Source organism: Rhodomicrobium sp., from assembly GCF_047605405.1.
GTDB lineage: Bacteria > Pseudomonadota > Alphaproteobacteria > Rhizobiales > Rhodomicrobiaceae > Rhodomicrobium > Rhodomicrobium lacus.
Window position 1 is genome coordinate 126,120 of the sequence record NZ_JASGFR010000005.1, and the last position, 14,327, is coordinate 140,446.

Annotated in this window: 13 protein-coding genes; 10 read left to right on the plus strand and 3 right to left on the minus strand. The window is 61.8% G+C overall.

The annotated features are described in order from the left end of the window. Window positions 1–3 precede the first annotated feature (3 nt). The 8 genes from sufB (at window position 4) to QM659_RS03720 (ending at window position 6,499) form a co-directional block, all read left to right on the plus strand. Entirely contained in the window at window positions 4–1,485 is a 1,482-nt protein-coding gene (gene sufB / locus QM659_RS03685) for a Fe-S cluster assembly protein SufB (RefSeq protein ID WP_303483296.1), read from the plus strand. Between the two features lie 41 nt (window positions 1,486–1,526). Then, window positions 1,527–1,889, plus strand: a complete 363-nt coding sequence (locus QM659_RS03690) for a DUF4267 domain-containing protein (RefSeq protein WP_415187411.1) — start codon at window positions 1,527–1,529, stop codon at window positions 1,887–1,889. After that, complete coding sequence (locus QM659_RS03695; RefSeq protein WP_303483291.1) at window positions 1,886–2,113, plus strand: hypothetical protein; 228 nt, start codon at window positions 1,886–1,888, stop codon at window positions 2,111–2,113. The genes QM659_RS03690 and QM659_RS03695 overlap by 4 nt, the downstream gene beginning before the upstream one ends. Window positions 2,114–2,121: 8 nt before the next feature. Continuing rightward, window positions 2,122–2,871 (plus strand): Fe-S cluster assembly ATPase SufC, encoded by a 750-nt coding sequence (gene sufC, locus QM659_RS03700; protein ID WP_127079038.1) that lies wholly within the window; start codon window positions 2,122–2,124, stop codon window positions 2,869–2,871. 9 nt (window positions 2,872–2,880) lie between these two features. After that, a complete protein-coding gene (gene sufD / locus QM659_RS03705; RefSeq protein ID WP_415187412.1) occupies window positions 2,881–4,206 on the plus strand; it encodes a Fe-S cluster assembly protein SufD in 1,326 nt (441 codons plus the stop codon). Window positions 4,207–4,228: 22 nt separating this feature from the next. Then, entirely contained in the window at window positions 4,229–5,479 is a 1,251-nt protein-coding gene (locus tag QM659_RS03710) for an aminotransferase class V-fold PLP-dependent enzyme (protein WP_415187413.1), read from the plus strand. Then, window positions 5,476–5,940 (plus strand): SUF system Fe-S cluster assembly protein, encoded by a 465-nt coding sequence (locus tag QM659_RS03715; protein WP_303483280.1) that lies wholly within the window; start codon window positions 5,476–5,478, stop codon window positions 5,938–5,940. The genes QM659_RS03710 and QM659_RS03715 overlap by 4 nt, the downstream gene beginning before the upstream one ends. Before the next feature lie 193 nt (window positions 5,941–6,133). Continuing rightward, complete coding sequence (locus QM659_RS03720; RefSeq protein ID WP_303483277.1) at window positions 6,134–6,499, plus strand: HesB/IscA family protein; 366 nt, start codon at window positions 6,134–6,136, stop codon at window positions 6,497–6,499. A 180-nt stretch (window positions 6,500–6,679) separates the two neighbouring features. On the opposite strand, the gene QM659_RS03725 is transcribed toward QM659_RS03720, so the two are convergent. Further along, window positions 6,680–7,915, minus strand: coding sequence for a DEAD/DEAH box helicase (locus QM659_RS03725; protein WP_415187414.1), 1,236 nt, complete (start codon window positions 7,913–7,915; stop codon window positions 6,680–6,682). 714 nt (window positions 7,916–8,629) lie between these two features. Here QM659_RS03725 and chrA point away from each other — a divergent pair. Further along, window positions 8,630–9,856 (plus strand): chromate efflux transporter, encoded by a 1,227-nt coding sequence (gene chrA / locus QM659_RS03730; protein ID WP_415187415.1) that lies wholly within the window; start codon window positions 8,630–8,632, stop codon window positions 9,854–9,856. A gap of 82 nt (window positions 9,857–9,938) precedes the next feature. Here the strand turns inward: chrA and QM659_RS03735 are convergent, their stop codons facing one another. After that, on the minus strand, window positions 9,939–10,808 hold the full coding sequence (locus QM659_RS03735; protein ID WP_415187416.1) for an HpcH/HpaI aldolase/citrate lyase family protein: 870 nt from the start codon (window positions 10,806–10,808) through the stop codon (window positions 9,939–9,941). A 131-nt stretch (window positions 10,809–10,939) separates the two neighbouring features. Between QM659_RS03735 and pdxY the strand changes: the two genes are divergently transcribed. Beyond that, window positions 10,940–11,803, plus strand: coding sequence for a pyridoxal kinase (gene pdxY / locus QM659_RS03740; RefSeq protein WP_415187417.1), 864 nt, complete (start codon window positions 10,940–10,942; stop codon window positions 11,801–11,803). A gap of 43 nt (window positions 11,804–11,846) precedes the next feature. On the opposite strand, the gene QM659_RS03745 is transcribed toward pdxY, so the two are convergent. Continuing rightward, window positions 11,847–13,847, minus strand: coding sequence for a M23 family metallopeptidase (locus tag QM659_RS03745; protein WP_303483261.1), 2,001 nt, complete (start codon window positions 13,845–13,847; stop codon window positions 11,847–11,849). Window positions 13,848–14,327: the final 480 nt, after the last annotated feature.

The window sequence follows — 14,327 nt, forward strand, 5'->3', positions numbered from 1 at the left end:
GACATGGCCGAACAGGACACGATCGAACGCGTCAGCGAAATCGATGTCGACAAGTACAAATACGGTTTCACGACCGACATCGAGAGTGTGCGCGCGCCGAAAGGTCTGAGCGAGGAGGTTGTTCGCTTTATCTCGGCCAAAAAGGGCGAGCCGGAATGGCTGCTCGAATGGCGGCTCGAAGCCTATCGCCGCTGGCGCACGATGGAGGAGCCCACCTGGGCGCGCGTGCACTATCAGAAGATCGACTACGACGATTTGTATTATTATTCCGCGCCGAAGTCGGCCGAGAAGCCGAAGAGCCTCGACGAGGTGGACCCGGAACTGCTCCGCACCTACGAGAAGCTCGGCATTCCGCTGCGCGAACAGGCCGTGCTTGCGGGCGTGGAAGGCGCGGAGGTTACAGCGCCGCGCGTGGCCGTGGATGCGGTGTTCGACAGCGTCTCCGTTGTGACGACCTTCAAGGATGAACTTGCGAAGGCGGGCGTGATCTTCTGCCCGATCTCGGAGGCTGTGCGCGACCATCCCGAACTCGTTCGCAAATATCTCGGCAGCGTCGTGCCGACATCGGACAATTATTTCGCAACGCTGAACTCGGCGGTCTACTCCGACGGCTCGTTCGTCTACGTGCCCGAGGGTGTCCGCTGCCCTATGGAGCTTTCCACCTATTTCCGCATCAACGAGAAGAACACGGGGCAGTTCGAGCGCACGCTCATCATCGCGGACAAGGGCTCTTATGTGAGCTACCTCGAAGGCTGCACCGCGCCGATGCGCGACGAGAACCAGCTTCACGCCGCCGTGGTCGAGCTGATCGCGCTCGACGATGCGGAAATCAAATATTCCACCGTTCAGAACTGGTATCCGGGCGACAAGGACGGCAAGGGCGGCGTCTATAATTTCGTGACGAAGCGCGGCGATTGCCGTGGCCGCAACTCGAAGATCTCGTGGACCCAGGTCGAAACCGGCTCGGCGATCACGTGGAAATATCCGTCCTGCATCCTTCGCGGCGACGGCAGCCGCGGCGAGTTCTACTCCATTGCCATCTCGAACGGCCGCCAGCAGGTCGACTCGGGCACGAAGATGATCCACCTCGGCAAGAACACGTCGAGCCGCATCATCTCGAAGGGCATCTCGGCGGGCCGGTCGGACAACACCTATCGCGGGCTCGTCTCGGCGCACCGCCGCGCCACGAACGCACGTAATTTCACGCAGTGCGACAGCCTGCTCATAGGCGATCAGTGCGGCGCGCATACGGTTCCATACATCGAGGCGAAAAACGCAACGGCCCAGTTCGAGCACGAAGCGACGACGTCGAAGATCTCGGACGACCAGCTGTTCTACTGCCTCCAGCGCGGGCTTTCGGAGGAAGAAGCCGTGGCGCTGATCGTGAACGGCTTCGTGCGCGACGTGCTTCAGCAGCTTCCGATGGAGTTTCTGGCCGAAACGCAAAAGCTCATCTCGATCAGCCTCGAAGGCAGCGTGGGGTAACGGATTGAACACGGCGCGAGCCACGGCGGAGGGGGAGACGAATGGCGCTGATACTGGCCGCATTGCTCGGCGCGTTTCTGTGCCTCATCGGCGCCGCGATGATCTGGGCGCCGGGCAACGCCGTGCAGGCGTTCGGCATCGATCCGTCGCACCTGGCGGCGAACACGGACCTGATGCCAGCGCTCGGCGCCCGCGATATCTCTCTCGGGCTGATCGTGCTTACGCTCGCGGTGGGGAGGCAGGCTCGGGCGGCGGGTTTCGCGCTTCTCGCGCTTTCGCTCGTGCCGCTCGCGGATTATGTGATCGCGGCGAAGTCGCTCGGCTGGACAGCGGCGGCGCGTCATCTGATAGGTTTTCCGGTGACGCTTATCCTCGGTTTGATTTTGGCACGGAGGCCAACATGAATGATTCTGTGAAAACACGCGGCGGTTACGGCTTGCCGATTGCGTTTGCCGTTCTGGTGATCGTGGCTCTGGCTGTCATTTACGCTCTGACGGGGTCTGCTCAGCTCGTGCTCTACATTTTCTTCATTGCGCTTGGGATCGGCGCTTTCTGGTTCGACTGGCGGAAGACAAAGCGGGATGAACAACGCTTGCGTTCGGGTGGCGCGGACGGAACTCGGAGTTAGGAAAACAAATGCTTGAAATCAAAGACCTTCGCGCGGAAGTCGACGGCAAGGAAATCCTGAAAGGCTTCAGCCTTACGGTGCCGAAGGGCGAGGTTCACGCCATCATGGGACCGAACGGCTCGGGAAAATCCACGCTTTCCTATGTCCTCTCGGGCAAGGAAGGCTATGAGGTAACCGGCGGTTCGGCCACATGGAACGGCCAGGATCTCTTCGCCATGTCGCCGGAAGAGCGCGCGCAGGCGGGCGTGTTCCTCGCGTTCCAGTACCCGATGGAGATTCCCGGCGTCGCGTCGCTGACCTTCCTTCGCGCGGCGATGAACGCGCATCGCAAGGCGCGCGGCGAAGCCGAAATCTCGATCCCGGACTTCATGCGCGCGGTGAAGACAGAGGCGGAAAAGCTCGGGATCTCCATGGAGATGCTGAAGCGTCCGCTCAATGTCGGTTTTTCCGGCGGCGAGAAGAAGCGTAACGAAGTGCTGCAAATGGCGCTGCTGAAGCCGACGCTCTGCCTCCTCGACGAAATGGATTCCGGGCTCGACATCGACGCGATCCGCGTCGCTGCCGAGGGCGTCAACCGTCTCCGCTCGCCCGATACGGCGATGATCGTCATCACCCACTATCAGCGGCTGCTGAACTACATCGTGCCTGATGTGGTGCACGTGATGGCGCGCGGTCAGGTGCTCCGCTCGGGCGGCAAGGAACTCGCGCTGGAACTGGAAGAGTCGGGCTACGCGTCCTACGGCGCCGAAGCGGCTTAAGGAGCGGCCATGACCATTCATCAGACAATCACGGCCGCGGCCACGCCGGCAGAACAGCGCTTCCTCGACCTCTACGCGAGCGTAAGCGGCAGGCTGCCGGGTGCGGACGTTCCGGCGGTCAGAGCATGGCGCGAAGAAGCGCTCGACGCCTTCGCTGCGCTGGGCGTGCCGCATCGCCGCGTCGAAGCGTGGAAATACACCGACCTTCGCGCGCTGATGACGGCGGTGCATCCGCTCGGTGGACTCGATGGCGCGGAGCAGGTCGACGTCAATGCGTCTCTCGGCAGAACGCTTGCAAACGTCGAAGCCTATCGCGTCGTGTTCGCGGGCGGCAAATTCCGCCCCGATCTTTCGACCCTTCAAGGCGCGCCGGGCATCTCTTTCAAGCCGCTTTGCAGCAAACTGAAATCGGAAAGCGAAGCCGGAGACGCCCTTGCTGCACTCACCCTGCCGAAAGGCGATGTCGTCGCCGCGCTTTCGACGGCGTTCGCGACTTCGGGCGCGCTGATTTCGATTGCGCCCGGCCGGAAACTCGACAAGCCGATCCACATCATCGTCATCGCGCCGGGCGAAGGGAGTGCCTATGCGATGCGCAACGCGATCACTCTCGGCGACGGCGCGGAAGCTTCCATCATCGAGACGCATCTCGGCGCGGGCGCCTCGCAGGCATGGTCTTACTCGGCACTCGAAATCGGCAAGGGCGCCACACTCAAGCACGCCCGACTGACCCAGAGCGAAGCCTCGCTGCATCTGTCCTCCGCCACCGTCACGCTTGGCGAAGGCGCGGTTTACGAGCCGACTCACGCAGCAATCGGCGGCGCGCTGACCCGCTCGGAGGGAACGATCCGTTTCACCGGACCGCATGCGCGCGCAACCTATAACGCCGCCATTCTGGCGCGCGGTCGCAGTCATGTCGATTTCACCCTCGTGGTCGATCACGCAGCGCCGCATTGCGAAAGCCGCGAACTCGTCAAGGCCGTGCTCGACGACCGCGCGAGAGCCGTTTTCCAAGGCAAGGTCGCCGTGCAGCGCGGCGCGCAGAAGACCGACGGAAAGCAGATGGCGAACGCGCTGCTCCTCTCGAACGACGCCGAATTCGATTCGAAGCCCGAGCTTGAGATTTTTGCCGACGATGTCGTCTGCGGCCATGGCGCGACGGCGGGTCAACTCGACGAGGATCTGATGTTCTATCTGCAGGCGCGCGGCATCCCTGAGGCGCAGGCGCGGGCGCTCCTCATCGCGGCGTTCGTCGGCGCGGCGCTCGATACGGTCGATAACGAAGGCTTGCACGCCGCGCTGGACGAAAAGGTTGCGGCATGGCTCGCTGCGAAGTAGAGCCTCCTCGGGAGAACAAGTGATGACCCTGATTGAGAAAGACATCGCGGCTGCTTCCTACGATCTGGACGCGATCCGCAGAGACTTCCCGGCGCTGTCGCTCGAAGTCTACGGCAAGCCGCTCGTCTATCTCGACAACGCGGCGAGCGCGCAGAAGCCGAAAGTTGTGCTCGACGCGATCCTGAAATCTTACTCCGAAGAATATGCGAACGTGCATCGCGGGCTGCACTACCTCGCGAACGCGGCGACAGCAGCATACGAAGGCGGTCGCGAGCGCGTGGCGAAGTTCCTCAACGCGCCGAGTTCGGAGCAGATCGTCTTCACGAAGAATGCGAGCGAGGCGATCAACCTCGTCGCCGCGTCCTTCGGCGGGCTTCATCTGAAAGAGGGCGACGAAGTGCTGCTCTCGATCATGGAGCATCACTCGAACATCGTGCCGTGGCATTTCCACCGCGAGCGGCGCGGCGTCGTTCTCAACTGGGTGCCGGTCACGGACGAGGGCGAGTTCCGTCTTGAGGATTTCGAGGCAGCGCTCACGCCGAAAACCAAGATCGTCGCCATCACGCATATGTCGAACGTGCTCGGCACAACGACGCCGATCAAGGACATCTGCCGCATCGCGCACGCGCACGGGGCCTATGTGCTGATAGACGGCAGCCAGGGCGCGGTGCATTGCGACGTCGACGTGCAGGACATCGACTGCGATTTCTACGTCATCACCGGACACAAGCTTTACGGCCCGACGGGCATCGGCGCGCTCTATGCGAAGCGCGAGCATCTCGAAGCGATGCCGCCTTTCCTCGGCGGCGGCGAAATGATCGAGACCGTCACGCGGGACGCGATCAGGTACAATGACCCGCCCTACCGCTTCGAGGCCGGCACCCCGATGATCGCACAGGCGGCGGGGCTGACGGCTGCGCTCGACTATATCGACAGCGTCGGCAAGGCGAAGATCCGCGCGCACGAACTCGACCTGCTGCGCTACGCCGAGGAGCAGCTGAAGCCGTTCAATTCGCTGCGCTTCATCGGTAGCGCGCGCGAAAAGGGCGCAATCCTTTCCTTCGCGATGGAGGGAGCGCACAGCCATGACGTGGCGACGATTCTCGACCGTTCGGGCATCGCGGTGCGCGCGGGCAGCCACTGCGCGGAGCCGCTGCTCGCGCGCTTCGGGCTGACATCGACCTGCCGGGCATCCTTCGCCCTTTACAATACGCGCGCGGAAGTCGACGCGCTCGTCGAAGGGCTACAGAAAGCGGAGCGTTTTTTCAGATGAGCGAGACCATGGAACAGGCAAAGACGCGGATCGAAAACGCCCCGTGGGACGGACCGCAGGACGATCCGAAGCACAAGGATTTGCCGGAGCCGTGCGCGCATACGGTGGAAACGGCGAAGTCGGCGCATGATGAAGTCGGCATTCCGCAGGAAGAGCTGGACCGAATCACGGACGCGCTGATCGCCGCCCTGAAGACGATCTACGACCCGGAAATTCCGGTCGACATCTACGAGCTTGGCCTCATCTACAAGATCGACATCAATTCCGACCGCGAGGTGGACGTGGAAATGACGCTGACAGCGCCGGGATGTCCCGTGGCGGGCGATATGCCGGTCTGGGTGGAAAATGCGCTCGGCGCGGTCGAAGGCGTGAGCCTCGTGCGCGTGAAGATCGTGTTCACGCCGCCGTGGGATCCATCTCGGATGTCGGACGAGGCGCGTGTCGCGCTCAACATGTTCTGACGCCGAGCGATAAGGAGAGATATCTGGTTTCTGCCCACCGGCTCCCTATATCGGGGTAGAGCGGCGGATTTGAAATCGGCCTCACTTCTGTGGCGAGTGTGTTGCGTTCTCGCGAGACTATAGCGTCACATCAACAGCCGGAGCTTTTTGCAATCAATGCGAAAGCTTCGGGCGGCGAACAAGGGAGGCGAAATTGGCAAGGTCTTTTGGCAAGGTCGTTACGCTGACCGATGCGGCGGCGGAGCGTGTAAAGGCCATCATGGGACGGTCCGAGACGCCCGTGGTGGGGCTTCGCGTGGGCGTCAAGAAGGGCGGCTGTGCCGGCATGGAATACACGATGGAGTACGCGTCCGAGACGCGCCCCTTCGAAGAGGTGGTCGAAGAGAAGGGCGTGCGCATTCTCATCGAGCCTTCGGCGATCCTCTACCTGCTCGGCACCGAAATGGATTACAGGACCGAGAAATTCACCTCGGGTTTTGTTTTCAAGAACCCGAACCAGACGAGCGCCTGCGGTTGCGGGGAGAGCGTCGAAATCAGCCCGGCGCAGGCAGGCGAGTAACACAAGGTTTTATCCGCAAACTCGCGTCGCGTTTGCGATCATGCGCCAGCTATGATGCGCCGCGCATGCGTGGCCAATCGATCCACGCCGCGTCCCCTCCAGCACACTCATTGAATTCGAGACTTGCAGCGTCCTGCCGTAAATCGGACGAGGCATGACGCTGCGATTTTCAGGTCCCGATCAGCGGGACGCCGATCTGGAGGAGGATCGTGTCGGGCGGTATTTGCGAGTCCTCGACGGCCTCGGTTGCGCGGCGATCACGTTCGCCGTGGTCGCGGCGATAACCGGTGTATCGGTCACCTGGGGCAGCGTGCGCCCGAGGAAGCGTTCGATGTTGCGCAGGCTGCTCCGTTCACTCATGTCGCAGAAGGAGATCGCGATGCCGTCGGTCCCTGCGCGCGCCGTTCGGCCAATCCGATGAACGTAGTTCTCCGGGTCGTTCGGCAATTCGTAATTGATGACGTGGCTGATGCTGTCCACATCGATCCCGCGCGCCAGAATATCGGTCGCGACGAGCACGCGCGCTTTCCCTATCCGAAGATTTTCAAGCGCCTTCTGCCGCGCGGCCTGGCTCTTGTTTCCGTGGATGGCCTCTGTGGCGATTCCGCCCTGCGCGAGACGTTCCGCAACACGGTTGGCGGAGCGCTTGGTTCGGGTGAAGACGATGACCCGGTCGAACTCCGGCTGATCCAGCAGTCCGGCGAGCATGTTGGGTTTGTTGCCCGATGAGACGAGGTGAACGCGCTGATCGATTCGTTCGACGGCGACCGTTTTCGCCGGAATGGTGACCCGTACGGGATCTTTGAGGATTTCCGCGGCCAGCGTCGCTATTTCCTTGGGCATTGTGGCCGAGAACATGATCGATTGCCTTTTCCGTGGCATGGCCTTCATGAGCTTGCGAACGTCGCGAATGAAGCCCATGTCGAGCATCATGTCCGCTTCGTCCATCACGAAGAAGGCTGTCTGCCCGAGGTCGACGGTGCCTTGGGACAAGTGATCCAGCAGGCGCCCCGGCGTTGCCACAAGGAAATCCACGCCCCGGCTCAACGCCCTTATCTGCGGGCCGATCGCGACGCCACCCATGATGACGGTGCTCGTCAGTTTCAGGTGCCGGCTGTAAGCCTTGAAGCTCTCGGCGATTTGCAGCCCCAGTTCGCGTGTCGGAACGAGGACAAGCGCTCGCGCGGTTTTCGGTTTGGGGTTGTCCTGCCGTTCCGAGAGGAGTTGCAGGATGGGCAGCGCGAATGCGGCGGTCTTGCCGGTGCCGGTTTGGGCGAGGCCGAGCACGTCACGGCCCTGCAGAAGATGGGGGATAGCCTTTTCCTGAATCGGCGTCGGCTGAACGTAGTTTTCGTCAGCGAGCGCGCGCAACAGGGGGCTTGCAAGCCCTAAGGCTTCGAAGGTCACAGAAGTCACGAGATTGTCCTTTGAGCCGCGCGGCACCCCTGAGATGCACACCTAACGGCAAAGAGCCTAAATCCACGCGCAGCTGGACGGCCTGATTATTGGAAAAAAACATGCGGCGGGTGAAGCAAGAAAATCCATGCTTCAGACTGCACGGCCGCTATTTGACGGCAAGCTGTCATCTATCCGGACCCATGTCAATCTTGCTTTTGACCGAGGTGCCGGGTGTCGGGCTGGCGCGCAACGGGAGCGGCGCCAAGAGCCGGTGCTTGTTCGAGCCTAACGCAAAGCCCCTGGCATCTGGCGAGCAAGCCACTCATCGACAGCCAGCTCGATGACGCCTTGCACATCGGTGCCTCTTGCCAGCGCGGCGTCCTTCAAGCGTGCGGCTGTCTCGCGCGACATCGAAAATGTCATATTGGTATTGGTATTTTCGAGCCTGCCTCGGGGCTTCGTAAGAAAATGCTTCAGATTCCGCTTTCTCACATGATCCTCGCCGCCATTCAGGTTGCTCTCGCGCGTCCGGGTCTCTCGATCAATGAGAGTTCCTCCAATGTAAGGCGGTTAGGTGTCTTGGACACCATGAAATGCAATAGCGCCGGTTTCTCGCTCCCCATCCTGCGCTTAATCCGATGTGAACCCGGCCGAACGCATGGTGCGGCCCCAAGAGCTTTTCTCCGCTGTGCCCTGGGATTTAGGACCGGCCGATGATGCAGGGAGTTGCCCATGGCGACGGAGGCGCAGCCGCCTGCTGGAAAAGGCCCGCAAACGGGAAACATCCTTGAAGTTCTTTTGGTGTTCCTCAGGCTTGGCCTCACTTCCTTCGGCGGGCCCATCGCGCACCTGGGATATTTCCGCGATGAACTCGTCGTTCGCCGGAAATGGCTCGACGAACAAGCTTACGCTGAGCTTGTCGGCCTGTGCCAGTTTCTGCCCGGCCCGGCGAGTAGTCAGGTTTCGTTCTCCATCGGGTTGATGCGGGCGGGCTATGGCGGCGCGCTCGCGGCGTGGATAGGCTTCACGTTTCCTTCTGCCGTAGCGCTGGTGCTTTTCGCCTACGGCGCGGGTGCGCTCGATGGGCCTGTGGGGCAGGGCCTGGTCCACGGGCTGAAACTCGTCGCCGTCGCCATAGTGGCGCAGGCTGTCTGGCTCATGGCGCGGACGCTTTGCCCGGACAGGGAGCGAGCCTCGATCGCGGTCGTGTCGGCGCTCGTCATCCTTTTCAGCTCGTCTTCGGCGGCCCAGATCGGCGCGATCGCCCTCGGCGGAGCCGCGGGCCTCTGGCTTTGTCGTCACGCGCCGCCTGTGCCTCCCCGCCCGATAAGGATACCCGTTACCCGCAGCGCAGGCCTCTTGGCGCTGATCGCTTTCTTCGGTCTGCTGATCGGCCTGCCGCTTGTCGATGTCATGACGTCATCGCCGCGCGTCTCACTGTTCGATGCGTTCTTTCGGTCCGGCGCGCTTGTGTTCGGCGGCGGACATGTAGTGCTTCCCCTTCTAAGCGAGGCAATCGTAACGCCAGGGTGGGTTAGCGAAAGTGCATTTCTGGCCGGGTACGGGGCAGCTCAGGCAATGCCGGGCCCGCTCTTTACCTTTGCGGCTTACCTTGGAACCGTGGCGACCATTGGCCCGCGCGGCATCGCGGGGGCCATGCTGGGGCTGATCGGCATTTTTCTTCCCGGTATTCTTATCCTGCTCGGGACGCTGCCCTTCTGGGATACGTTCCGCCAACGAAGAGGTGCGCAGGCCGCCATGAGTGGCGTGAACGCTGCGGTTGTCGGTCTTTTGGCCGCCGCGCTTTACGATCCTGTCTGGACCGGTTCTGTCACGTCCATCGGCGATTTCGGGATCGCGCTCGCCGGCTTCGTGCTCCTGACCGCGTGGCGCGCGCCACCCCTTGCCGTTGTCGTCTTCAGCGCGCTTGCAGGGATCGCCATGGCGTTGGCACACTGAGACCGTCCTTCGAAATGAAGGCGGTGAAACGCGACTTCGCGCAGCGCACCGGCTGATCCGAAGCGCCGCGCCGGGTCATGACCTAATGCTTAGGCCCCGCGATGGCTTCCGCAAGGGCGAGCGTCTGCCGGGCTATGTCGGCATGGAGGCGCTCCACCATGCGCCCGTCGAGGCTGATCGCGCCCTTGCCCTGATTCTCAGGCAGGTTGAACGCGTCGACGATCTTCGTCGCGGCGGCGATTTCATCGGCCGAAGGCGAAAACACCTCGTTGCAGATGGCGAGCTGATTTGGATGGATGAGCGTCTTTCCGTCCATGCCCAGCGCGCGGCCTTGCACGCATTCCGCGCGGAATCCTTCCTCGTCCTTGATCGAGTTGTAGACGCCGTCGACGACCGCGATGCCGTAGGCGCGCGCGGCGGCGACCGTCAGCGACAGCCATGCGAGGAGCGGCAGGCGATCCGCGCCCGGTTGAACGCGCGTGGCCTTCACGAGGTCGTTGGTGCCGAGCACGAAACAGGTCAGCGGCAGCTCGTTCGAAGCGGCGGCCTGCGCGATTTCCTTCAGGTTGAAAATGGCGAGTGGCGTCTCGATCATCGCCCAGAGCGAGAGGGACGTGCCCTTCGGCGCACGCTTGCGAGCAAGGTCGAGATCGGCCGCCGACTCGACCTTCGGCAGCAGGATCGCGTCGGGCATCGCTTCGAGCGCCGCCGCGAAATCCGCCTCGCCGTAGGGCGTCGAGAAGCCGTTCACACGGATGACGATCTTGTGCGCGCCGTAGCCTCCCGCCTTCACCGCTTCGCAAACCTGATTGCGGGCGAGTTCCTTTGCATCGGGTGCGACTGCGTCTTCGAGGTCGAGAATGAGCGCGTCGGCGGGCAGGGTTTTCGCCTTTTCGAGCGCGCGCGCGTTCGAGCCGGGCATGTAAAGGACGCTGCGGCGAGGCTTGATCATCGGGTGTTCTCCTTAGGATATAACTCAACTTTGCATTGAGTAGGCAAGCGCATTGCCGCCATCGGCAAAAATTTTGCGAGCCAAGGCGGCGCAATCCGCGTAAGACTGTCCAAAAAGAGCGCGCGGTCCATATGGCGAAAGTTCTATCGATCTCGTCACAGGTGATTTACGGGCATGTCGGCAACTCCGCGACGGCCTTTGTCATGCAACGCATGGGGCATGATGTCCTGCCCTTGCCCACGATTCTGCTCTCGAACCGCCCCGGGTACAAGGCGCTCGCCGGCGAGCCGATCGACGTCGACAAGCTTGATGCCCTGCTCCGCGCGGCGGAGGAAAATGGCCGGCTTGCCGAGATTGACGGCATACTGACGGGATATATTCCGACGCCAGCCCATGCGGAGTTCTGCCGCCACTGGATCGCGAAGATCAGGGCCGCTAATCCGGCGGCGCTTTATTTGTGCGATCCGGTCATCGGCGACCTTCCGCGTGGCCTTTATGTCAGCGAGGCGACAGCCGAGGCGGTGCGCGATGTGCTTCTGCCGGAAGCCGATGCCGTGACCCCGAACCTGTTCGAACTCGGATGGCTGGCAAAGCGCCCCATCGCCAGCCCCGCGAGTGCTGTTGCGGCGGCTCTGGCGCTCGCGCGACCGACCGTTGTCGTAACCTCCGGGCCTGCTGGAAAACCCGACGCGCTTGCCAACATCCTTGTAAAAGGTGGCGAGGTCTTTGCCACTGTGTCGGCAAAGCGCTCGCTTGCCGCACACGGCACGGGCGATGCGCTTGCGGCGTTCCTGTTGTCTTACAAGCTGAACGGCTTTGTCGCGAGCGCAGCTCTTCGCGCATCCACTGCGGCCATCGATGCGGTCGTCGACAAAAGCGAGGGGCGCACCGAACTTGCGTTGATCGAAACGCAAGCCGTCTGGGCCGCGACCGATCCTTTGCTCTCGCCGCTTGCATCGCTGCCCGGCCTCGACGACGAAGACGAGACGGTCTGATCAGCCGGCAATACGAATTTGCTGCATGACGCGGCAGGCGGGCTTATCGCTCGACCGTCGCGAGACGCGTCTTCACCGGCGGGCGGCGCATCAGATCGTCGATGCGGGCTCGTTCCTTGCGGAAATCGGCGAGCAGGCGCCCTTGAAGTTGGCGCGCCTTCGGAATCTTGATCGAAAGCGGATTGGTGAAGCGGTTGTTGATGAGCACTTCATAATGGAGATGCGGACCCGTCGACATGCCGGTGTTGCCGAGATAGCCGATGACCTGGCCCTGCCGGACCTTGACGCCCGTCGCGACCCCTTGGGCGAAACGCAGCATATGGCCGTATGCGGTCTTGTAGCCGTTCGCGTGGCGGATGCGAACGTAATTGCCGTAGCTGCCGTTGCGCTCCGCCGTTTCGATCACGCCATTGCCGGAGGCGTAGATCGGCGTGCCGATCGGGCCTCCCCAGTCGACGCCTGAGTGGAGCCGAAGCGTATGCAGCAGCGGGTGCTTGCGCCAGCCGAAGCCGGATGTCAGACGGGCGCCGCGAATGGGGGTACGCATCAGAAACTTCTTCGAGTTCGATCCCCGATCGTCAAAATAGTCGACACCCTCGTTCGTGCGGAACCGATAATAGCCGTGCGTCTCTCCCCCGATGGTGACGGCGGCGTAAAACAGTTCGCCGGGCCGTTCCGTGCCGTTTTCGTCCTGCACCAGATCGAAAAACAGCTCGAAACTATCGCCCGCCTTCACGCGCTGCTTGAAGTCCACATCATAGGAGTGGACCTTTATGAACTTCATGAGGAAGTCGTACGGAATTTCCTGCGATTGCGCCGCGCGATAGACGCTGAGATAGACGCTCGCCCTGTCGCCGAATGTTTCTTCGGCCTTGTGTTCGGGCTTCAGGTGCTTGTCGCTCGCTGCGTAGCCGCCTTCACCGTCGCGTACGATTGTGACGCTTGCTCCCTGATACACCACGGTAATCTTGCCGACGTCGACACCGCCTTCCTCTGATGCCGAGGGCGTGAGGCCAAGGCGGACTTCTTCGCCCGCGCGGAGTTTCTTCGACTTCGTAATTGCCGTGACCGCTGAAGCGACCAATCCGGCCTGCATCGGATCGACGCCGACGCCACGAATCACCGAATCGAGCGTTTCGTAGCCCTTTGCAACGATGGAGCGTCGGTCGTACCCTTCATCGGCGCTCTCTTCTTCTTCCATTTTTTTCACGAGAACGGTCGTGTGAGGTTCCGGGGCGGCGAAAGCCTGATCGGTTCCGGCGAGCCGCTTCGTGTCCTGCGGTGCCGCGCCTTCAAGGCCGACCTCGCTTTCCGTGTAAACCGCATCCGTCTCCGCGACGAGCCGCTCTATTTCATCGTCGGAGAGTTCCACATGGTCTTCGCGGGGCAGGAAGCCGCCGGGCACGTCGATGAACCGCACCGACACGCGAGGATCGGTGCTGAGTTCGCTGCCGGCCTGGTCCTTGCGCGTGATCGGGGTGTTGTTTTCGTAGAGCGTGGCGGGGTTGAACGCTGGGATATCGACTTCTTCGTCGGGCTTTTCGGTTGCGAGCGTGGCGACGAGTTTCACATAAGGCTTCGTCGAGAGGTATTCGCCGGTGCCCCGGCGCTGAACGACCTGCTCATAAATGAGGTTTCGTGTCGTCAGCCCCTTGGAGGAAAGAACCAGGCGGTCGGTTTTCAGACCGATGGAGACCGGCTTCTCGGCGCCGACCTGGCTTGCCGCTCTCGGCCGCATGGCCTCGACGCTTGCCCTCTGAAACGCTCCGAACATTCCCTTGCCGGCGTCGCGCTCGCCGACATTCATGGAAGTGTAGATGACGACGCCGATGATGGCGAGGCCCGACACCGCCACGATAACGGTTGAAATGAACCACTTGAGCTGAGTTACGACGCGTCGCGGGCCGAGCTCGCTGAGGTAGATCGCCGGGGCCTGCTTCCGACCGGGATCGCGACCGAATTTGGAAACGGCTCGCGTTTGCTGGACGCGCACGAGATCCGTGCCGCGCCGCCGGGCGTCTCCTCGGTCACCACGATCGAGCAAGCTCAGTCTCCATTCCCTCGTCCGGCCTTATACTAGCGCCCGTGTTTGGGCGAAGATGCGGCGGTCATCGCAAGGGATGAAGCCGAATTTATGAAAAGCCGCATTTTCCTCATGGTTGACGAAGGGATGATGACGGCTGGCCGCTTTTTATCCAGAATTTTTCCCCAATTGAGGAAATTTGGCATTTTTAACGTTGCGTTCATGAATTTGGGGTTTATATAGGGCCATCGAGACGCGGCGGCGACGCCCGGCTCGGGTGCCGGAAAAAAAGCTTGGACATTGTCCTTGACAATCGGAAGGCGCTGACTAAATAAAGCTTCCGCGGTTCGTCGGATTCCGATGGGTCGCACATCTTCCAGAAAAGATGACGGTTTGAACCGGTTGAAAGATCGGCAAAAACCTTTTTCGTTTTTTGGTAAGGTGGCCGCATCCTAGGTTCGCTGCTTTTTTTCTGAGAAAGCGCTTGACGAGGTTAGGGTG

Coding starts and splice junctions, on each gene's coding strand:
- sufB (WP_303483296.1), top strand. CDS start 4: ATGGCCGAACAGGACACGATCGAACGCGTCAGCGAAATCGATGTCGAC.
- QM659_RS03690 (WP_415187411.1), top strand. CDS start 1,527: ATGGCGCTGATACTGGCCGCATTGCTCGGCGCGTTTCTGTGCCTCATC.
- QM659_RS03695 (WP_303483291.1), top strand. CDS start 1,886: ATGAATGATTCTGTGAAAACACGCGGCGGTTACGGCTTGCCGATTGCG.
- sufC (WP_127079038.1), top strand. CDS start 2,122: ATGCTTGAAATCAAAGACCTTCGCGCGGAAGTCGACGGCAAGGAAATC.
- sufD (WP_415187412.1), top strand. CDS start 2,881: ATGACCATTCATCAGACAATCACGGCCGCGGCCACGCCGGCAGAACAG.
- QM659_RS03710 (WP_415187413.1), top strand. CDS start 4,229: ATGACCCTGATTGAGAAAGACATCGCGGCTGCTTCCTACGATCTGGAC.
- QM659_RS03715 (WP_303483280.1), top strand. CDS start 5,476: ATGAGCGAGACCATGGAACAGGCAAAGACGCGGATCGAAAACGCCCCG.
- chrA (WP_415187415.1), top strand. CDS start 8,630: ATGGCGACGGAGGCGCAGCCGCCTGCTGGAAAAGGCCCGCAAACGGGA.
- QM659_RS03735 (WP_415187416.1), bottom strand. CDS start 10,808: ATGATCAAGCCTCGCCGCAGCGTCCTTTACATGCCCGGCTCGAACGCG.
- pdxY (WP_415187417.1), top strand. CDS start 10,940: ATGGCGAAAGTTCTATCGATCTCGTCACAGGTGATTTACGGGCATGTC.